The 19,055-nt window shown below is 52.3% G+C and carries 17 protein-coding genes and 1 tRNA gene; 9 read left to right on the top strand and 9 right to left on the bottom strand.

Annotation, left to right across the window (positions count from 1 at the left end):
- Positions 1–382: 382 nt before the first annotated feature.
- The 5 genes from H6F94_RS31375 to H6F94_RS31355 all read right to left on the bottom strand — a co-directional run bounded on the left by H6F94_RS31375 (position 383) and on the right by H6F94_RS31355 (position 5,149).
- Complete coding sequence (locus H6F94_RS31375) at positions 383–832, bottom strand: hypothetical protein (protein ID WP_190806222.1); 450 nt, start codon at positions 830–832, stop codon at positions 383–385.
- A 277-nt stretch (positions 833–1,109) separates the two neighbouring features.
- On the bottom strand, positions 1,110–1,748 hold the full coding sequence (locus H6F94_RS31370; protein WP_190806221.1) for an RNA polymerase sigma factor: 639 nt from the start codon (positions 1,746–1,748) through the stop codon (positions 1,110–1,112).
- A gap of 593 nt (positions 1,749–2,341) precedes the next feature.
- The gene (locus H6F94_RS31365) at positions 2,342–3,010 is read right to left on the bottom strand and encodes a PD-(D/E)XK nuclease family protein (protein ID WP_190806220.1); all 669 of its coding nucleotides are present in this window, start codon (positions 3,008–3,010) and stop codon (positions 2,342–2,344) included.
- Positions 3,011–3,355: 345 nt separating this feature from the next.
- Complete coding sequence (locus H6F94_RS31360) at positions 3,356–3,661, bottom strand: hypothetical protein (protein ID WP_190806219.1); 306 nt, start codon at positions 3,659–3,661, stop codon at positions 3,356–3,358.
- Positions 3,662–4,693: 1,032 nt separating this feature from the next.
- Positions 4,694–5,149 (bottom strand): hypothetical protein, encoded by a 456-nt coding sequence (locus H6F94_RS31355; protein WP_190806218.1) that lies wholly within the window; start codon positions 5,147–5,149, stop codon positions 4,694–4,696.
- 444 nt (positions 5,150–5,593) lie between these two features.
- On the opposite strand from H6F94_RS31355, the gene H6F94_RS31350 reads away from it, so the two are divergent.
- Positions 5,594–5,851 carry a hypothetical protein gene (locus tag H6F94_RS31350; RefSeq protein WP_190806217.1) on the top strand — a complete coding sequence of 86 codons (258 nt, stop codon included), beginning with the start codon at positions 5,594–5,596 and terminating at the stop codon, positions 5,849–5,851.
- Between the two features lie 889 nt (positions 5,852–6,740).
- On the opposite strand, the gene H6F94_RS32760 is transcribed toward H6F94_RS31350, so the two are convergent.
- Positions 6,741–7,901, bottom strand: coding sequence for a site-specific integrase (locus H6F94_RS32760; RefSeq protein ID WP_190806216.1), 1,161 nt, complete (start codon positions 7,899–7,901; stop codon positions 6,741–6,743).
- A 164-nt stretch (positions 7,902–8,065) separates the two neighbouring features.
- Positions 8,066–8,137: transfer RNA gene (locus tag H6F94_RS31340), tRNA-Cys, on the bottom strand.
- Between the two features lie 113 nt (positions 8,138–8,250).
- On the opposite strand from H6F94_RS31340, the gene H6F94_RS31335 reads away from it, so the two are divergent.
- Both H6F94_RS31335 and H6F94_RS33170 read left to right on the top strand, forming a co-directional pair.
- Positions 8,251–9,369, top strand: coding sequence for an FHA domain-containing protein (locus H6F94_RS31335; protein WP_190806215.1), 1,119 nt, complete (start codon positions 8,251–8,253; stop codon positions 9,367–9,369).
- A 51-nt stretch (positions 9,370–9,420) separates the two neighbouring features.
- Complete coding sequence (locus H6F94_RS33170) at positions 9,421–11,655, top strand: protein phosphatase 2C domain-containing protein (protein WP_190806214.1); 2,235 nt, start codon at positions 9,421–9,423, stop codon at positions 11,653–11,655.
- 14 nt (positions 11,656–11,669) lie between these two features.
- On the opposite strand, the gene thiS is transcribed toward H6F94_RS33170, so the two are convergent.
- Both thiS and H6F94_RS31320 read right to left on the bottom strand, forming a co-directional pair.
- The gene (gene thiS / locus H6F94_RS31325) at positions 11,670–11,894 is read right to left on the bottom strand and encodes a sulfur carrier protein ThiS (protein WP_190806213.1); all 225 of its coding nucleotides are present in this window, start codon (positions 11,892–11,894) and stop codon (positions 11,670–11,672) included.
- Positions 11,870–12,958: a thiamine phosphate synthase gene (locus tag H6F94_RS31320; RefSeq protein WP_190806212.1), complete on the bottom strand. Its 1,089-nt coding sequence runs from the start codon at positions 12,956–12,958 to the stop codon at positions 11,870–11,872. The genes thiS and H6F94_RS31320 overlap by 25 nt, the downstream gene beginning before the upstream one ends.
- A 124-nt stretch (positions 12,959–13,082) precedes the next feature.
- Here H6F94_RS31320 and H6F94_RS31315 point away from each other — a divergent pair, with 124 nt between their 5' ends.
- The 6 genes from H6F94_RS31315 (at position 13,083) to rbp (ending at position 18,981) form a co-directional block, all read left to right on the top strand.
- On the top strand, positions 13,083–14,921 hold the full coding sequence (locus H6F94_RS31315) for a DUF1565 domain-containing protein (protein WP_190806211.1): 1,839 nt from the start codon (positions 13,083–13,085) through the stop codon (positions 14,919–14,921).
- A gap of 117 nt (positions 14,922–15,038) precedes the next feature.
- Complete coding sequence (locus H6F94_RS31310; RefSeq protein WP_190806210.1) at positions 15,039–15,257, top strand: Hfq-related RNA-binding protein; 219 nt, start codon at positions 15,039–15,041, stop codon at positions 15,255–15,257.
- A gap of 235 nt (positions 15,258–15,492) precedes the next feature.
- On the top strand, positions 15,493–16,677 hold the full coding sequence (locus H6F94_RS31305) for a glycosyltransferase family 4 protein (RefSeq protein ID WP_190806209.1): 1,185 nt from the start codon (positions 15,493–15,495) through the stop codon (positions 16,675–16,677).
- 104 nt (positions 16,678–16,781) lie between these two features.
- Positions 16,782–17,654 (top strand): nucleoside triphosphate pyrophosphohydrolase, encoded by an 873-nt coding sequence (mazG, locus tag H6F94_RS31300; RefSeq protein WP_190806208.1) that lies wholly within the window; start codon positions 16,782–16,784, stop codon positions 17,652–17,654.
- A gap of 41 nt (positions 17,655–17,695) precedes the next feature.
- The gene (locus H6F94_RS31295) at positions 17,696–18,475 is read left to right on the top strand and encodes a DUF1350 family protein (RefSeq protein WP_190806207.1); all 780 of its coding nucleotides are present in this window, start codon (positions 17,696–17,698) and stop codon (positions 18,473–18,475) included.
- 197 nt (positions 18,476–18,672) lie between these two features.
- The gene (rbp, locus tag H6F94_RS31290; protein WP_190806206.1) at positions 18,673–18,981 is read left to right on the top strand and encodes an RNA-binding regulator; all 309 of its coding nucleotides are present in this window, start codon (positions 18,673–18,675) and stop codon (positions 18,979–18,981) included.
- Positions 18,982–19,055 lie beyond the last annotated feature (74 nt).

Raw genomic sequence — 19,055 nt, 5'->3', positions numbered from 1 at the left:
CTCTGTGCAGATTTCTTGAACCTGGGACAACTCCTAAAGCAATGAACACCACAGCAACCAATAAAAGCTGGGTGGGTGGATTGGATTGCAATGCCATAGTCTTATTCTTAGTACCCTATCCAATGAATGGCTTTCTATTGATAAGTGGAAATTTCTATGTCTTTGTGACAGATTTCTCTTTCAGTCAGCTGAATAACCTCACTAGAGTGTAAGTAAAGTCTAAATTTTGATGCGAGCGTTTGGAGAGTAAAGTGTTGTAGGATGACATTCTCCATTCTCAAGTTATGGGCTCAATAGGGGAGCCAATTTTTGGTGGAATTGACCTAACTTATGAGTACAGGCTGCTACCACCCGTACTCATAAGATAGTAGCCTCGGAATTTTTATCTAAACCTCGGTTGCGGCTTGATCTTTTGGAAGGAAAAGCAGCTAAATCTATGTCCCCCTAAAGGCTTGCCGCACTCAGGACAGGGGTGTTCAATTAACTCGGCTAGAGTTGGGTCAAAATCTCTCCCTCTAGGTAATAAGTCAATGACTTGATCCTTACCTTGAGCTTGTATTGATAAAGAGCAGTTGGACTGCTCCTTATGGGAGCCGGGCTCATATAGAGAGTCAGGTTGCTCACCGTTTCTATAATCTTCTTGAGAAACACCTAGATATTCTCTCAACCAGGCTTGCTGATTCCTGTCAGCTTTGATATGGTCGTCAGTCTCTGAATTCAACTTGTGATCTAGAAAATGGTCGGTTTCATTCAACCAAAAATTTAGAAGATTGTCAGACTCAGCTTTACTCAGTATCTCTTCCATACGGGCTGCGTCTTCTACACCTAACATCGGAAGTAGGGACAACTTGTAGTACTCCCGAATTAGGCTCCTGTGTTCTTTGGAACACGGAAGTGCATAATCTCTACCCGCTTCCATCAAAAGTAACTCCTTTACACGTTCCCGTGATTCAGATCCTAAGATAGTGACAGAACCCCTAACTTTGTGACATGCAAATCGGCTATAAATTTTCCCAACGCTGAGGGCTAGCTTGAGTTGAGAAAAGGCAGATTTCACCTCTCCTGTGCCTCAGGGAGACGTACTGAGTCGTGATTGAGTAAGCTGAGAGTTAGGAAATAGGTTCTGGCCAGCGCAATTGGTGAAAAATTCTTCGCAACTTCTTGCGGGCGCGACTGCTTCTCTGCCTCAAGGCTGCTTCACTAGAAGTACGCCGACCCTCAGAGCTTAATCGCTCGCTAATCTGCTTGAAAGACAGTCCATCAACGAACTGTAGATACAAAATTTGCCGATCATCCTTAGAGAGCCGCTCAAAGGCAAACGATATTGTCCTTAGATTTTCATCAGCTTCATCCTCAATACCAGAACCATTATCTTGAGACACCACTCCACTCTCTATCAAGAAGTCAGTTAACAGTCCTTCCTGATTAAGACCTGTGTGTCTCCGGTTGAGTTCTCGGACGGGCTTCTTTCGCTTCGCTTCATCTCGGCTAAGCTCATTGATATAGTTGAAAGCTACCCTCCTAGTCCAAGCTCCACAAATCTCGATATGAGTGACCTGGCCTGACTCGAACTTGCTGATGGTACGCAGCCAAACCTCAGAAAGAATGTCTTTGGCCTCGTACTCGTGCAGGCCATGCTGGTTCAGCATCCGCCGGAGATACGCAAACAGAGAACGAGCTTCTGGGTTACTATCCGAGGCCAGTAAAGCTAGGAAGCCTTTCTGGAATGCATCCCTTCCACTAGACATTGAGCAACCCCCATAGTTCTATCAAACTGTTGACGGAGCTGATACCACATATTTGTACAGGCCTGTAAGTAGGCTGGGTCAGTAGCTACCGGAACATCGCTTCTGGGAAGTTTTTTCAGGGTTAGGATGTGTGTGAGCACTGTATGCCTCCTAATTTAGGACTTGCTTTAGAAGTCTGTGACGCCACATCTCAGATTGTGACAGTTTCCTAAGAAAGCTCGCTCAAGCTCCCGATAGCGCCATTCTGCTTGAGCTCAGCCAAAATCCTAATTAAAAGGGCCTTCGCCTACAGCATCAGTACGCTTGTACTAATCTTCCAGCCTTGATAATCATCCCGTATTTATGCTGTCCTTAAAGAAGGTATGAAAAGCTAGCCAAGCAGAGGCATTACGTTAGTGCGCAACTAATAATTCTGGTGTTAGCAAGGCAATTTTTAATGTGATTTGCCCCGCTTTTTTATAAGTGCGAGTTTCTCAAGCCTGTGGGAAACTGTTGAATGGTAGTAGTGTTGCTCGGTTCCCTCGTTCCTGTTTCCGCTTGTTAGGGAAACAGTTGAGTAGAACTCTTTAACTCTTAGGCGCCTAGAACGAGTTTTAGAAGAGATCATGCTCTTGACTTACCTCAGGGAGATCCTCATTTACTCTCTCTGAGCAGTATTTCTTTGAGACATCGCAGAACCGGCACTCTCGTAAACTTGGAACTTTTCTGGCTGGTCTTGAATTGCTCACGGTTTCAACCGTTCTTCGAAAAGTCCCTCTAAAGCTGTCTACTGACGATGCGAGGATGTTCTCGACGCTGTCCAAGTACACTATTCGTCCTTCCAGCTTTAACCCCTGACAGTGTCTTGCCCCCAGGGGCAGCAATAGCATGTAGATTAAGACCTGCATATGGTCTGAGCTTCTCGGCTTGCCTGTTTTGCAGTCCTCAACAATGGCTTGATCTCCCTTAATAGCTACAATATCTGCCTTCCCCGCAACCTTGGTGATTCCATCTCTACCCAGAATCTCAAATCTATTGTCATCCTCGACGTAGACTGTGAATCCTTCTGCTTCCAGCTCTTTCACACGTCTATTAACCAACTCGTTGTGCGCAGAATTCCATTTCACTGCGTCGAAACCACTAGGTGTCTTCTCATACTTGTAATGTGCGCGAAACCAGGACGCCCACTCGCACTGATTTTCATCAACCATGAGCTTAGACAACCACGTCACCCAAATGTAAGGAGTTACCCTTCTCGATGCCAAAGAATCTATTGAAGTCATGTCAGTTGAGCTCCTGAGGCTTTAACTTCAACACAAAACAGGCTCCCGCTTCTGGCAGAGACACTTTCTACGAGGCTATCTCCTGAGAACCACTTTGTTAATCAACGACTAGCTAGCAATGGAACTTGAGTTTCTATTTAGAAAACGAAAATCTGCAGAGCAACACGCTTAGGAGCAGTGCAAGACCAAAGCTCTTTGATCCTGGTAAGACCTTGAGCGCAGTACCCGGAAATATCGGCTCAGAGCCTTTATGGGCAGTCAAGACTCAAGATGGCGTGCTAGCTGAACAAGACCGACAGAGTTTCCTCTTGTCCTTACTCAGCTCTCGCTCAGCTGATGCTCGCTTTAGGGTTCACCCGAGATGCCGTCGCGTTCAAACTCTTCAACGACATCATCAAAGAGAGCTGACTCCAAATCAGGCCCCTCCACCTCCGTGATGTCCTCTACTAAGAGCTGATATCGCTCGATTGCCAGGTCGCTAAGCTCATCACAGAGTTCTGATACCTGTCGCAACTCCTTGGCAGTGGCTTCGAGGGGCGTGCGATGAGTGGAAGCACTGATGCCGATATCCGCAATTGCCTGCTCTCGGGTGGCAGCTTGGGCTGCATCAATTCGGTAAAGAAGCCGGAGTCTAAGCTCGGTGAGATGCATGCCTTAGTTCTCCAACATTACAGTGCGAGTCAAAACACGGACCACGTGTCCAGGAGAGAGGTTATCTGGCACAGGGGGGCTCCACTCCGTTGGCTGTGCAAAGCCGATTAGAAACAGTTGGCGAAGGACCTCATCAACGGCTCCCTTCGAACCGCTGGCTAGGAGGAGCACCTTCTGTCTTCCTGGCTCGTCAGTTTGTATTCTCCCTGGCGGGAGTGGGGTTCTCGGACCTTCTTGCATGTCATGTTGCTCCTTGTTGAGTGATGTTCTATTGCAACGAAACCCAACCTGTATTGACCTTCTGCCGTGCAACACCTTGAACTCTCAAGGCTGATGCTGCTCTACCTTTTTCGCCTCTACTGGCTCTTTCTTTAGATCGATTTGCCCCTTCAACGCCTACTGACGTAAGCAAGTTCAGACACACCACTGCTGTACCTTCTATAAAAAAGCTCTCCGGAGTGGAGAGCAAGTTTTTTGTCGTCACTGACGATAGTTATTCTTCGGGAAAATTTGGAGGAAGGGGGATCAACTCCCGCACCTGGTTGATAATATCTTCCTTCCGAATGCTCTGGAGAATCTGATCTTTGAGCTTTTGAGGGTAGCTTTCAAGGGTTGGCCCCCAGTTGTTTACCGAGCTGTATTTATAGCCTGTGATCCTTGCTATTTCCTTAACACAGGCTATTCGGTACCCGTGCTCATCGGGTTCGATCTTATAGAACTTCGGCACCCATCGCCGACAGTATTCCCAGGGCTCCAAGGGCTGTCTCCGAACCACGTCAACCCTTTTATGGGACGTCCAGGGAGGAATTGCTAGCAGAATTTTTGCCCCCTCATCTCTCATCTATCTTCACTAGCGACTCTTACTCTACATCAGTGACGACAGATGTAGAGTTCACTAGCTAGAACTGGAGGGACTGAAAACTGAACCGGCAGCAGCGCCAAACTGCTTTAGTAGCAAGAGTCGTTGAACCATAAGGGCAAAGCTTCATGCTTGAGCAAACCCCCAGTATCGACGTGAGGGAATCATTGCTGCTACTCACTCTGCCTTTGCTTCCATTCTCTCTCTAGTCTTTGCAGTCCATCCTGGATAACTGCTAGGACTTCCTCTATAGGCGCATGCTGCACCCACTCCCGAGCGGGCAAGCTCTCGATCACAGCTGCTTTGGGCAGGTCTCCCATAGTTGTAATGGGCCGTTTTGAGTGGATTTGAGGTACTTCGTCCTGTCCAGTCAGCCAGTCTCGTACTGTTCGGGATGTCCAAGGTTGGGTTTCTTTCTTTCGGCGATACTGAGCAATCGCATCGAGACTTGCCTCACTCAGCCCTCTTATGAGCTCACCATTGCGCCACTTCTGCAGCGCTCTAGGGGCCAGGCCCAGTTGAAGTGCTAACTGGCGTTCACTACCTAGCTGCCTGCTCTCATCCTGTACCCAAGCCGCAAGACGCTCTTTGTACTCCGCGTCCAGTGGGGAAGAAAAAACTGTAGCCATATGAGGACCAACTGAGGACTTTGACTACCAAAAACCTATCAAGTTTCCCGGCTACATTTTATGAACCATGTTGACTACTATGGTAGCCATGCCGTAGGATTCATTTGTATTCATTAGACACGTGGAGAACCCAACAATATTTGAGAGGATTGGGTAGACAGATCAGTAGCAAGAGCCAGTGTGCCTTGCTGCATTCATACATGGGGAGCGATAGCTAGAAAATGGAGCAGATTGGATGAGCTGATATGTGACTGGGCTAACCGAACTACTAACACTCACATGCAGATTAAAGTTTGCTGAAACGGTAGTTTAGCTTCAAATAAAAGGCACGAGAGATTTGCTCTGCTGCACTCAACATCTGCTTTTCCGCGGCGGATGTTCAGCTCTCTGATAAAGCTCTTAGAAATGTAACAATTCCTAGGCGAGAGAAAAGGAGATTCAGTTATGCGCAGGCTCAAGATTGGTCTGGTTCTTAAACCCTCCGTTGATGACAAGTGGTTATCTTTAGATGAGGCCAGCCAAGACCTTGGCAATGGTTATAGTCGCTCAAGTATCCTAAGGCGGATCAAAGAGAAGCAATGGAAAGAAGGCTACCACTGGATTGATGTCTCGGCTTCTAGCAGGAAGAATGGTAAGCGCTTCTACAAGGTCTACAAAATTAATGTGAGTGCGGTGCGTCGGAGTTGGATAACGAGCCAGTAGAGGCTGGGGGATTTAGACCTTCTTGAAGAATTAGCGCATCACAGGATTTACGACAGGTATCTTCACCAATTTATTCTCTGTGAATTCTGTACGTGTTATTAGTGAATGACCCGTGAGTGTTAAGGCAAAGTCGGGTAGCAAACTAAGCTCAGATTCCCGTTTGTAAAGCAGTGTCGAAGATCGTAAGGCTTCATGAGAGACTCGTGCTCATAAAACCACTTAGATATTTTAGTGCCGTGCCAAACGTTGTCATAAGCACCAGTATTCGGCAACCTGATGTTTTGGAGTTGCCAAAGTTTTGCCCTTTCGGGGTAAAGAGGATAAGTGAAACGCTCACCAGTCTTTGTAAGTAACTGCACCCTAGCCACCGGCAAATCTTTCCAGTCCAAACGAAACACTTCGTATGGCCTTAAACCCGAAGTAACCATAGCACCGTAGCCCATTGCCATGCCTCATTTTTGATCTGCCCCGATAATTTGAGATTAGATCATCGTGCCTATATTCAGACTCAGGCTATTCAGGCTCTGGGCAGAAGCCAGACTCTAAGGAAATCAGCAGACGCATTGCTGCCATGCAGCCAGAGAAAGCTCAGGCAATTTTTGAGCAGCTGCTCAACTTAACTCAAGGTTAGAGGCGAAAAAAATGCCTAGAATTGCTCAGATCAAAATCCCCTCCAGGCCCCAGCCATTGCCTACAGATCAGTGGTTAGATCTTAAGGAAGCTGCTGAACACTTAGGCAACGGTTACAGTGTCCGCTCGATTCAAAGGCGTATTGATTGGGGTCTTTGGCTCGAAGGCTATCACTGGGCGAATGCTCGCGTTACTCCCGTTCAGCCCGCTCCCTCGTCTGACAATAGAAAGCGCAAATATAGAGTAATTAAAGTCAACGTCACAGCTGTTCAGAGGGACTGGTCGTCCGTAGGATAGTCGGTGCTTGAGGACGATCCGCTCTATTAATTATGGCATGGTAAGCTCGCCTGTAAGTTTGCTCACCAATCCAAGCTCTATAAATTTCACAATGCACAGTGACTGAATGGCCCATCAAGACGGCGGCAAAGTCAGGCGGCAGTGCAAATTCAAATGCTCTGCGTGCCCAGCAATGCCTGAGCTCATAAGGCTGAAATGGAACCTTGTTTTTAGAGAACCAGCCAGAGACTTTAGTTCCTAACTTCGAATTGTCGTAATCAGCTTCCTGCTTATTCAGTTCTTCTAAATTAGGCAGTTTTATATCTTGTAGTTTCCACTGCTCTGCCCACTCTGGATAAAGCGGATAAACATATCGTCTGCCCGTTTTCGTAAATTTGCTCACTTCCACCACCGGGAACTCTCGCAAATCAAGGTGAAAGACCTCGTGAGGACGTAAACCCCAGACGGCCATTGCCCCATACACCCATTGCCAAGATTTATTCTTGATCTGCTCTCGATAGCTGGCGATCAGTTCATCTGAGGGCAGCTCACGGGCGCTGACCCTGCGCATTGAATACTTGCCGCGTAGGTCGCTGAAGCTGACTGGCAATCCTGCACACTTGGCCAGCGCATTGCAAACCATTACCGTGCGTGTGCGGTTTTTGCTGTCGGGCTCAGTCTCCAGAATAATGCGACGCAGCAGAGCCGGAGTCATTTGCTGCGTTGGAGGAAGGCGGCGCAGCACCGTTTTGTAATCCTTCTCCCAGGTGGGTCTACTTTTGGGTTTATGCTTTGCCCAGAATTGCTCCTCCAATTTGGACGACCAGTAAAAACAAGTGCCCTCGTTCAGGTCCGGCTTTAACCAATCACTCCATTTGAATTGGTCTAAGGCAAGCTCTGCCCCCATCATCTGTGCAACCTTTTCTGCCTTGGCTACTCCTTCTAATGAGGCATCTAATCCCAGGGCAAGCTTCTGTTGATGGGGCTTCTCTCTCACACTTCCTGGCTTCGGCGGGAATGTTGCTTGGACGCAGATTGCGCCCCCTCTGCGCATCAGACTGATGCGCAGCCGGGAATCCTTCAGCCGTTGATTGGCTTGCTGGATCGCCTCATCAATCACCAGATCGTGCCCGTCCTCGGCCATTTTGTACTTACTTTTGTCTTACTTTATTGTCATTCTCTGTGCAAATCTGTCGTTTTTGTGCAATATCTGACACTTTCTTTAAGCCAACTAATACGGACTTAAGGCATAAAAAACAGCCCTTCAAGGGGGCTGAAATGCTTTTCTAATAAAGGTTTCAGGTCTTAAGGCGGCACCCAGATTCGAACTGGGGGATAAAGGATTTGCAGTCCTCTGCCTTACCACTTGGCTATGCCGCCATGCCAGAAGGTTAGTATATCAGATCTGTAGAGTCTGGGATTGCCTGCTTTATCCTGGAGGGGATGCATTGAACTGGGGAGGGGCTGGTGTAGCCCCGCATCACTGGACTGCTATGACCTCTAACCCCTCGCCTCTGATTCAAAAAACTGGCCTTGGCCTTTTGACGCCGCTCTCAGTGGCTACGATTGAGGAAGGGTGCGTTGGCTTTCTGCTCAAGAATGGGCGCTTAGTTCGTACCATGCCACCAGGCCGCTATATGAACCTGGCAGTCCCATTGCTCGAGCAATGTCAGCTTCTGATTGTAGACACGCGCTTACGGACTTTACGCGTGCAAAGCAAAGCGGGTGACTTCTGCTCACGCGACCAGCAGCCGCTCAAGCTAACTCTGAGCCTCACTTACCAGGTCATTGATGCCAAGCGGGTAGCTTTGGAGTTGTCAGATCCTCTAGAGGCCCTCACTGTTGCCGTGAAAGATAATCTAGCTTTGCTTCTGGGTGGCTATACCCTAGCTGAGCTGCAACAGGATGGCCCCCTGCTGGTCCGTGATTTGCTGATTACCCGTGTGGATGCTTTCTACCCTCTAGGATTTCACCTAGAGGAAGTACGAGTGAGCAATCTCGGTCCAGATGCAGCGCCACTCCGCTCAGGGCGTAAGCCCGTAAAGATCCCAGCGCCAGAGCCCTACATGCAGTCAGCTGAGGATGCCGAGATCCAGGCTCTGCGGGCAAGCTTGGGAACGCCTGAGGCTAGAGTTTTTAAGGCAGGTGTTCCGGAAACAGGTGTTTCTAAGGTCAAGATTAACGAGGCTAAGCTTAATTCTTTACCGGATGTACCAAAGGTGGCAGCGACGTTTGTTGTAGAAGCTCCTATACCGACCTCACGCCCAACGCCTGTATCGCGTACACTCAGTACGCAGCCGACAGAGTTAGCCGCTCAAACACCTCGCTTGGTGCATTTGGCTTCTGGGGAGAGCATCAACCTGGCGCGAGTGCCCCTCACATTCGGACGCGACGGCAGTAATCGAATCCAGATTCAAGACTTGCAATGCTCTCGCTACCACGCTTGTATTTCGCTCAGCTCTCAGGAGAGCAGACAGTACCACCTGATAGATTTGGGTAGCTCTAACGGTACCTTCGTGGATGGTCAGCGATTGAAGCCCCACGAGCCGGTAGATTTACGGAGAGGAGAAGTGATTCGGATGGGTCAGCAGGAGTGGGTATTTGAAACATAGAGTTTCAGGCTTCAATGATTGGAAACAAGCCTCCAAGTGTGAGTGGGTCCCATGAGCAGCAATGAGCCGATCATCTACTGCCCCAACCCCAGTTGCCAGAGCCCTAATCCGCAGACCCATAGCTTCTGCCAGCGCTGCCGCACGTCGCTGCCGCATGTCTACCTGTGGGCCAGTATCCCTAGCGAGTTAGCCGATACTGCTCAGCACTGGGAAACGGGCAGCCTTTTACAAGACCGATATCGAGTTGTAGGGCCCCAACGGTTGCTCGATACTCGTCCCAGTTGGATGCCGCAATTGCCGGAGGAGCTGTCGGATACCCTCCTAACTTATCTCAAGCTTCAGCCCTGGCGATTACACTTGCCTGAGGTTTATGGTGTGTTGTCAGAGGAAGTGGGAGAAATTCTGCTTCTAGAGAAGAGCCCCCTAGATGAGCGGGGCGAACTCAAACCAACTCTAGAGCAAACCTGGGCAGGAGTTTCGACGCTGCGCAAGCTCGCCTGGTTGCAGCAGATTCTCGCGCTCTGGACACCTCTGGCCCAAGCAGGGGCAGCTACGAGCCTGCTCTGGCCTGAGAATATACGCGTGGATGGGCCATTGGTTCGGTTGCGGGAGTTGCTGTTTGACGATATCGAGCACCCCGTCTCCGAGCTGCAACTAGTCGGTCTGTGGTCCCGTTGGCTAGCACAATCGCCGGTGGAGCAAGTGCCTGCCCTACAAGAGCTATGCCAGTCTCTGACCTCTGGCAGTCTGAGCATTCCAGAGGCTCAGAACAAGTTAGATGCGATTTTAGTGAATCATGCCCGAACCGTCCCCCTGAGCATTCAGATTGTAGGTGGCACTGATACAGGCCCTCAGCGCTCTCAGAACGAAGATACCTGCTATCCCAATGACCGTTTGGGAACCAGCCGCGAAATTCGCCTGGGCATTGTCTGCGATGGCATCGGTGGGCATGAAGGCGGGGAAGTGGCGAGCCGTCAGGCTGTGCAAACGCTGCGCCCCCAAGCTCAGGCCCTGATCACCGAGCTAGACCAGGAGAACTTAACGCCTCCGGCTGTGGTTGCAGCCCAACTAGACACGATGGTGCGGGTGGTCAACAACCTGATTGTGGGCCAGAACGACAGTGCCAGCCGGGAGGCTCGCCAGCGGATGGGCACCACCTTGGTCATGGCTTTAGCCCCGGCGTCAGGAGTCAGCCAGAGCAGCCACGAGCTGTACATTACTCACGTGGGCGATAGTCGCGCCTACTGGATCAGCCGCGATAGCTGTCACCAAATTACTGTGGATGACGATGTTGCCTCGAGGGAAGTGCGTCTGGGGCATGCCCTGTACCGCGAGGCACTGCAACGGTCAGATGCCGGGGCTTTAACTCAAGCCTTAGGCACCCGAGCCTCTGATTTTCTACATCCCTCAGTGCAGCGCTTCATCCTAGATGACGACTGCGTGATTCTGTTGTGCTCTGACGGCCTCAGCGATTACGACCGGGTGGAGCAGTATTGGACTGAGACCCTGCGTCCGATTCTTGATCAGCAGCTCTCGCTTACTGAAGCCTGTACTCGCTTGATCGAGTTGGCCAATACCCGCAATGGTCATGACAACGTCTCGGTGGTGTTAATTCACGCTCAGTTACAGCCACCCAAAGCAATTGATCCTGAGTCTTTGGAAGATACACTGCCCCGGAACTCAACCACGACCCAAGCAGACGCGGATGGTGTCCCAACGATTCGTGAGGATCCGCTCGCTCAAGGCATAGATTTGGGTGACGTCCCAACGATTCGCGAGGATCCGCTTCCTCCACACTCAACGAGTGAACAGGCAGAACCTAGCGTTAGGTTGGGGCAATCCACTGCTGCGGCTCAAGTTGCCGAGGTTGAACCGCTCAGCGAGCCGCAACCCACGCTGATTCCCGGTCACTTGGTCAAGCAGCCTGAGCTTCTGCCGGAGCCACGGGGTCGTTGGCGAGAAGCGACACTGGCGGTGCTGGTATTGCTGGCTTTGGGTCTCGGCTTGGGCGGTTGGTGGTTCTCAGATCGTGCCAACCAGGAGCAACTGCGTCAGTTGGTACAACCATCGCCCGTACCAACGCCGGAGTTTAGTCCCTTACCAACCCCAGCACCATCTCTAGAGGTGCCTACACCGAGCCAAACACCCCCAGCGCCAACAGCACCGGGCTTGACCTCTCCTGCACCAGCGTCTCCAGGTCTGGTCTCACCAGGACCCACCGCGCCAGCAGTACCCACAGATCCCACAGCACCAGCAGTGCCTAGTCCAGCAGTGCCACCTTCTTGATCTAATACTTCCGTTTAGCCTCCGCCGACAACTGTCACGATTTCTAGCCGGTCGCCATTCTGCATCTGCGTCTGCTCCCAGAACTGACGGTGCAGAATCTCGCCATTGTATTCAATCGCAATCAGGCGCGGGTTGAGCTTGAGTTGGGTCAGAAATTCGGGCAGTAGCGTCTGAGGAGCACAGGTCTGGGGCTCGCCATTGACCTGGAGGGTAATCAGGTTGGAGCAGTCGGAGGACATGGAACAGGACTCGCATTCAAGGTCAGTTGCGCCAGCAGGGCGCGGGTGGCTTCGGTGGGATTGGCTGCGCTCATAATCGCCCGTACGACCGCAACCCGCTCAGCTCCGGCAGCCAGCACATCCGGCAGGTTAGTTGCGTCAATGCCGCCAATGGCGTACCAGGGCAGAGGTGCTTTAGCGGCGGCATAGCGAGCATAGTCTAGACCAGTGGCAGCCTTACCCACCTTAGTGGGCGTTTCATAGATTGGACCCACACCGATGTAGTCAGCGCCGGATTCAATCGCTTTAGCCATTTCGCTGGGGTTGGTGGTGGACTGACCAATAATTCGGTTCGGCCCTAGCAGTTGGCGCGCAATGGCAACGGGCATATCCTGCTGGCCCAAGTGCACACCGTCTGCGTCCACAGCAAGCGCCAAATCAACTCGATCATTAACGATAAACAGAGCCCCATATTGGCGGCAGAGTTGAGCTAGGTGCTGCGCTAACGGTAACCGGACTTCGTCATCAGCAGTTTTGTGGCGGTACTGAACCAGGGGCAATCCTCCCTGCAGTGCCGCTTCCACCACGGCCAATGGGTTGTCAACCGGAGAGGTCACTAGATACAAACGAGCTGCTTTCAGGCGCTCCAGCCGTTCGTTGGTCACCGGGTTACTACCCAATAAGGCACTTTCTAGGATGTAGACTCGGTAGCGCAAGTGCTTGAAGTGACTGCCCATCCGAGGTTGCCACAGCTTGCCGTATTCCTCCAGAACCCGGAAGGCCTCCTGAACCCGGCACAAATTGGCCCGCAGCACAGCCTCTAGACTATTGCGCTCCTCTTCAGCGGCATGGGACAGCCCTGTCCCTGGATCTTGAGCCGTATCGCGGGCTGCTAGGAGGTCTGCCGTGTGCCAGGGCGCTAGCTCCGCTCGTAACTGTTTACATTCCTGGCTGAGCTGGGCATTCTCCAAGCCAAAGCGACACCATTCCTCAACCACTCGCAAGCCCTCACGGGCGCGATCTAGATTGGCATCCAGAATGCGCTTGATCGCTTGGTGATGGAGCTGAGCTGGGGCTGATGGCATCTTTTTCGCTTCCCAATCAGTCTTAATCCTACCTGAGCAGGCTCAGCGCTTTGAAAGTGAGGGGTTCTTGAAAAAAATCGGCTACAGTCTCAAGCAATATGGTCCTGTGATGAGGAGAAACGCTATGGGTAGGAGTGGGGGTAGGACGGGTTACAAATGGTCAGCAGGCAAACCACTACAAACAGGCCGCTTTTACGGTCGTTTGGTACTGGTGTCGCTGCTGCTGGGTAGTGGTGGCGCAACCGTCTTAGCCCAAAGTATCAATACCAACCCACCTGGTTCGCTTACCCCTCAGACCCAGCGCTTTCTCTACGTCGATCCGGTTAACGGTAACGATGCCAGTAACGGCACTTTGCAAGCGCCACTGCGCACGATTACCAACGCCCTGACCCGAGCCCAAGTGGGAAACATCATTCAGCTTCAGCCGGGGATTTACAGCAGCGCCAGCGGCGAGAGCTTTCCGATTGTGATGCGACCAGGTGTTGTTATTCGCGGTGAGGAGAGTAGCCGGGGCAATGGCATCGTAATTACAGGCGGGGGTGGCTTCACCAGCCCCAGCTTCGCCGGACAAAATATTGCCATCTTGGGAGCCAGTCAAGCTGAACTGCGCGGGGTCACTCTCACCAACACCAATCGACGCGGCTATGCACTGTGGGTAGAGTCGAGCAGCCCAATTGTGGTGAATAACACTTTCACTGGCAGCACCCATGACGGCATTTTTGTTACCGGCAACGCTGCTCCTACAGTGCTCAACAACTACTTTTACCGCAATGGCGCTAACGGCATTTCTATTGTCGGTACCTCTCGGCCAGAGGTTCGGCAAAACGTGTTTCAGCGGACTGGCTTTGGCGTTAATGTGGGCCAGAACGCTAGTCCCTTAGTTGCCCAGAACCGCATTGTCGAAAACCAGGATGGCGTGATTACGCAGGCGAATGCTCGTCCAGTCCTACGCGGTAACCTGATTGCCGATAACGTGCGCAACGGCCTAGTTGCAATCACCAATGCGCTACCCGATTTGGGTACCCCCACCGAGCCCGGTAGCAACAGCTTCCGCAACAACGGTCAGCGGGATATCCAGAACACGACCCGTGGTAATACCCTGGTCTCGGTAGGTAATCAGTTAAGCGCTGCCCGCCTAGCAGGCAAGGTAGAGCAGGTCGCGACCGGTCAGCCAGTGCCCGAGCCGAACGTGCCGCCAATTGCCGTTGTACCGCCTGCTCAGGCCTCACCTACGCCACTTCCCAGCTTGCCCTCACGTCCCACGCCCACGGCAACGCTGCCCATTCCCACGCTTCGCCCCAGCCCCGCCTCGCCTGTGGCAACGCTGCCACCACGGCCCACAGCGACTCTGCCAGGGGCACCAATTCCCATTCCTACGGCGACTGCCGCACCTTTTCCGACTTCCACGCCAACTGCCATTCCCATTCCGGTGCCCACTTTTCGACCGGGTCCTACGCCGCCCGTGGCAGTTCTGCCGCCAATAACCTCACCGACGCTGCCATCAACACCTCTACCAGGCCAGGCTCCCTTCACACCTAGCCCTTCTCCCACTAGCTCATTTCCGCCTCTACCGCAGCGACCCGTTCCGGGTCCGGTTGGGCAAATCCCTACGCCGCGTCCACTTCCTAGCCCACAACCTTTGCCTAGCCCGCAACCGCTACCCAGCCCCGCAGCCCCTCCAGTTTTACCCACTGTGCCAGTGCGTCAGACCCCAGTCTCGCGTCCTTTGCCAGGGCCAACGGGCTCAGAGGTTCGCTATCGAGTGGTGGTTCCAGCAGCCAGTGACAGCCAGCGGGCGCAGGTCCGTCGGGTAGTGTCAGGGGCATTTACGACCAGCTATAACGGTCAGTCAGCCATGCAGGTGGGAAGCTTCCGTGATCGGGTGAATGCTGACAGCTTAGTGGAACAACTTCGGCAGAATGGTCTAACTAATGCCACTGTTGAGGTCATTAGCCCTAAATAGTATGGGGACAGCGTTAGTCCCCTTCAGGGCTGCTGTACTGCTCTAGCAGATTGTCCCAGCGAATTATTCTTGCAACAAATTTTCCCGTTGAGTTGATGCGCCCCTAAGGAGAAATCTGTGCCTACTGAACTTGAGACTAATCTGCCCAGTATCCGTCAGCTCCAAGCCCTGATCAAAGAAAGTCAGGAAGTTGAGATCAAGTTATCCACTAATGACCTGATTGTCGGTCGGGTGCGCTGGCAAGATCCCTATTGCATTTGTGTGAATGATCAATACGACCAACCAACGATCATCTGGCGACAGGCAATCGTGTTCCTCAAATACAAGCCCATCTGAGATTAGATAAAGGGCCAAATAAAGGGCCAAGACAGGAGTCTGAGATATCCCGCTTACTAGGCCTCCTTACTGGGCCTCACAGAACAGCCTTCTAAGAGAGGACCTCTAAACGTATTTCTTGATTTTCTCGATGATGTCTTAAGCGATATCGCAATGTTGCGATCCTCGGATGGTGAGAGTCGCAACATTTTTTTATGATGTCGATGACACAGTTTTATCGGAGTGTGCGCTGCCCATGAAGATTCTGGTCCTCGCTTGGGAGTACCCGCCTCGGATCGTTGGCGGCATTGCTCGTCATGTTGCAGAGCTGTACCCAGAGCTGGTGGCGCAGGGCCACGAGATCCACTTGATCACGGTCGAATTCGGCGCAGCTCCCCATTATGAAGTGGTGGATGGAGTGAAGGTTCATCGGGTGCCGGTGGCCTATAGCCACGATTTCTTCCATTGGGTCGTCAACATGAACGAGAGCATGGGCAACCACGGCGGCAAGCTGATGCTCGAAGACGGCCCCTTCGATCTCATTCACGCCCATGATTGGCTAGTGGCCGATGCGGCGATTGCCCTTAAACACAGTTTCAAGCTGCCACTGATCGCCACGATCCACGCCACCGAATATGGTCGCTACAACGGTATCCGCACCGATACACAGCACTACATCAACAGCAAAGAAGAGCGGTTGGTCTATGAAGCTTGGCGGCTGATTGTCTGCAGCCATTACATGCGCGATGAGCTGGGCCGAGCCTTCCATTGCCCCTGGGAAAAAGTGGACGTGATCTACAACGGCATTCGACCTGAGAAGAAGAAGCATCAGGACTTTGACCGTTGGGCTTTCCGTCGTCGTTTCGCTGAGGACCACGAAAAAATCGTGTACTACGTGGGCCGCATGGCCTACGAGAAAGGCGTCCACCAAATCGTCAATGCAGCTGCCAAAGTTGCCTGGGAAATGGGAGGACAGGTCAAGTTCGTGATTATTGGCGGCGGCAACACCGACTCTTTGAAGCGGCAGGCAGGGAGTTTGGGTCTGTGGGACAAGTTCTATTTCACAGGCTTCATGTCCGATCAGGATCTAGACCGATTCCAGACCATTGCCGATTGCGCCGTATTCCCTAGCCTGTACGAGCCCTTTGGCATTGTGGCTTTAGAAAGCTTTGCGGCCCATGTGCCAGTCGTAGTCTCAGATACGGGCGGCTTCCCTGAGGTGGTGCAACACACTAAAACGGGCATCGTCACCTGGACCAATAATGCCGACTCCCTAGCCTGGGGCATTCTGGAAGTGCTCAAAAATCCTGGCTATGCACAGTGGCTAACTGACAACGCAGCCGAAGATTTAGAGCGCCGCTTTAAATGGTCCAAGATTGCGCAGCAGACCGAAACCGTCTACGCCCGAGTTGCCTACGAACGCGCGACCTCTAACTGGTAGCGTCGCTGGCTGGTAACGTCGCTGGTAAAGTCAACTGAGACAACTCGGAAACCCCTGGTAAACCCTCGGCAACCCCCCGGCAAACCCTTGGTAGTGAAGTGGCCATGAAGCAACTGGCAGAGCTGATCGAAATTGTGGCTAGGCTACGCGCTCCTGACGGTTGTCCCTGGGATCGCGCCCAAACGCCGCTAAGCCTGACCCCCTATGTGGTTGAAGAAGCCTACGAAGTAGTTGATGCCATCCAGCAAGGTGATCCTGAGGCCATCGCTGATGAATTGGGCGACCTGCTGCTGCAAGTCGTCTTGCAGGCTCAAATCGCTAGTGAAATGGGCCAGTTCAACCTGGATACTGTCGCTGAAAAAATCTGCGCCAAGCTGATCCGGCGGCATCCTCATGTCTTTGGCACCGTCTCTGTGAGCAGCCCCGAAGAGGTGCAACGCAATTGGCAGCAGATTAAGGCCGCCGAGAAAGGCGAGTCCGAAGCTGACCGCAATGCCCTCAGTCGCAAGCTCGACCGCTATGCCCGCACAATGCCACCGCTGTTAGCTGCCTTGAAAATTTCAGTCAAAGCGGCGGAAGCAGGCTTCGAATGGGACGACATGGGCGGGGTGTGGGCCAAGTTCGAGGAAGAGCTGCAAGAGTTCCGCGAAGCGCTGACTGAGGGCGACCTAGACCACATGCAGGCCGAGCTAGGCGACTTGCTGTTTACTGTGGTTAACTTGGCCCGCTGGTCCAAGCTCGACCCTAGTGATGCATTACAAGGCACCAATCGCCGCTTTGTGCAGCGCCTCCAGCTCATGGAGCAGGTGGCTGAGCGCCCACTGGAAGAGTATACGCTTGCCGAACTTGAAGGCTTTTGGCAGCAGGCCAAAGCTCGCTTGCGCCACGGCTCTGAAGGGAAGGGCTCCGAAGCTAGGAATTCTGAGGACAGGGATTCTGAAGACAAAGCCGCTGAGCGCAAGACCGACCCAACCTAGATAGAGCAGGCTTAGATCAAGAAGCGCCTAGAATAGTTCACATGACTTCACAAATCACACCGGCCTGGCGAGACTTCGCAGGTTGCTCGGTTCTGATGCCACCGGAGCCGATTGCAGTCATCCATTTTCTGGGCGGGGCCTTTGTCGCAGCCGCTCCCCACCTGACCTACAGTTGGCTGTTGGAGCGCTTGGCCAGCTCTGGCTATGCCGTCATTGCCACACCCTTTATCAATACCCTCGACCACAAGAGCATTGCCGGCGAGGTCTTACGCAGTTTTGAGCGGACCTGTGCTCGGCTAACGCTGATCGACCTGCCAGTTTATGGCCTCGGACACAGCATGGGCTGTAAGTTGCATTTGCTAATCGGCAGTCTGTTTCCAGTCGAGCGCGCTGGTAACATCCTGGTTTCCTACAACAACTTCAGCGCCCGCAACGCGATTCCGCTGGTTGATCAGTTACCGCCACCGCTGGCCTTTGAGTTCGACCCCTCGCCTCGCCGCACTAATTTGATCATTGAGCAGCGCTATCGGGTACGGCGCAACTTGTTGGTTCGCTTCACTAATGACACTCTGGACCAGAGTCAGATTCTGGCTCAGCAGTTAGAGTCTCTATTTCCTGCCAAGCTAACCACCAGCGTGACCCTAGATGGCAGCCACCTCACTGCTTTGGGCAATCACCAGCTCTGGCAAAATGCCTTTGGTCAGGTGGGTCAGGTCTTCACACCTTTCGATGCGGTAGGCCAGTGGTTTAAGCAAGAAGTCACCCGGGAGATCCGTCAGCTTGAGGGTGTCGTGCTACGCTGGCTAACTCAAGCGGCATAACCCAGTGACTAGCAACAAAGACGCGACTCCCCTTAAAGGGATGTGGGAGGTTTAAGTTGCTGCTATAGTTGACGATCTCCCGTAATTATCATCTACAATGCAGGCAGATTTAGTTCGGCCTCAAGATCTGATGAATCCGTTCCGGTCTCAAGTTCTTCCCGAACTGTCCTTTATGCCCTCAGTTTGGGGAGAGATCCATGACAATTTACGTTGGTAACCTGTCCTACCAAGCCACGGAAGACGACATCCGTGAAGTGTTCTCCGAATACGGTAAGGTCAATCGTGTAACCCTGCCTATGGACCGTGAAACTGGTCGCATGCGCGGCTTCGCCTTTGTCGAAATGGCTAAGGATTCAGAAGAAGACACAGCAATCACTGAACTAGACGGCGCTGAGTGGATGAACCGCCAGATCAAGGTCAACAAGGCCCGTCCTCGTGAAGAAGGCGGCAGTGGCGGCGGACGTGAGGGCCGCAGTGGTGGTTTCTCAGAGCGTAGCCGTTACTAAAACCTAAAACCTGACCCCTTTCAGAGTTCAGTTTGATTGTTTTTAGAGGCCCTTACTGGGTCTTTTTTATTGGC

Origin of the sequence: Leptolyngbya sp. FACHB-261, from assembly GCF_014696065.1 — a bacterium.
Classification (GTDB): domain Bacteria; phylum Cyanobacteriota; class Cyanobacteriia; order FACHB-261; family FACHB-261; genus FACHB-261.
The sequence above is the reverse complement of the archived record's forward strand: the minus strand, read 5'-3'. Positions and strand labels throughout refer to the sequence as shown.

What these genes read in the sequence shown, in the direction of transcription:
- H6F94_RS31375 (WP_190806222.1), bottom strand. Translation starts at nt 832, where the DNA reads ATGTTAGGTGTAGAAGACGCAGCCCGTATGGAAGAGATACTGAGTAAA.
- H6F94_RS31370 (WP_190806221.1), bottom strand. Translation starts at nt 1,748, where the DNA reads ATGTCTAGTGGAAGGGATGCATTCCAGAAAGGCTTCCTAGCTTTACTG.
- H6F94_RS31365 (WP_190806220.1), bottom strand. Translation starts at nt 3,010, where the DNA reads ATGACTTCAATAGATTCTTTGGCATCGAGAAGGGTAACTCCTTACATT.
- H6F94_RS31360 (WP_190806219.1), bottom strand. Translation starts at nt 3,661, where the DNA reads ATGCATCTCACCGAGCTTAGACTCCGGCTTCTTTACCGAATTGATGCA.
- H6F94_RS31355 (WP_190806218.1), bottom strand. Translation starts at nt 5,149, where the DNA reads ATGGCTACAGTTTTTTCTTCCCCACTGGACGCGGAGTACAAAGAGCGT.
- H6F94_RS31350 (WP_190806217.1), top strand. Translation starts at nt 5,594, where the DNA reads ATGCGCAGGCTCAAGATTGGTCTGGTTCTTAAACCCTCCGTTGATGAC.
- H6F94_RS32760 (WP_190806216.1), bottom strand. Translation starts at nt 7,901, where the DNA reads ATGGCCGAGGACGGGCACGATCTGGTGATTGATGAGGCGATCCAGCAA.
- H6F94_RS31335 (WP_190806215.1), top strand. Translation starts at nt 8,251, where the DNA reads ATGACCTCTAACCCCTCGCCTCTGATTCAAAAAACTGGCCTTGGCCTT.
- H6F94_RS33170 (WP_190806214.1), top strand. Translation starts at nt 9,421, where the DNA reads ATGAGCAGCAATGAGCCGATCATCTACTGCCCCAACCCCAGTTGCCAG.
- thiS (WP_190806213.1), bottom strand. Translation starts at nt 11,894, where the DNA reads ATGTCCTCCGACTGCTCCAACCTGATTACCCTCCAGGTCAATGGCGAG.
- H6F94_RS31320 (WP_190806212.1), bottom strand. Translation starts at nt 12,958, where the DNA reads ATGCCATCAGCCCCAGCTCAGCTCCATCACCAAGCGATCAAGCGCATT.
- H6F94_RS31315 (WP_190806211.1), top strand. Translation starts at nt 13,083, where the DNA reads ATGGGTAGGAGTGGGGGTAGGACGGGTTACAAATGGTCAGCAGGCAAA.
- H6F94_RS31305 (WP_190806209.1), top strand. Translation starts at nt 15,493, where the DNA reads ATGAAGATTCTGGTCCTCGCTTGGGAGTACCCGCCTCGGATCGTTGGC.
- mazG (WP_190806208.1), top strand. Translation starts at nt 16,782, where the DNA reads ATGAAGCAACTGGCAGAGCTGATCGAAATTGTGGCTAGGCTACGCGCT.
- H6F94_RS31295 (WP_190806207.1), top strand. Translation starts at nt 17,696, where the DNA reads ATGACTTCACAAATCACACCGGCCTGGCGAGACTTCGCAGGTTGCTCG.
- rbp (WP_190806206.1), top strand. Translation starts at nt 18,673, where the DNA reads ATGACAATTTACGTTGGTAACCTGTCCTACCAAGCCACGGAAGACGAC.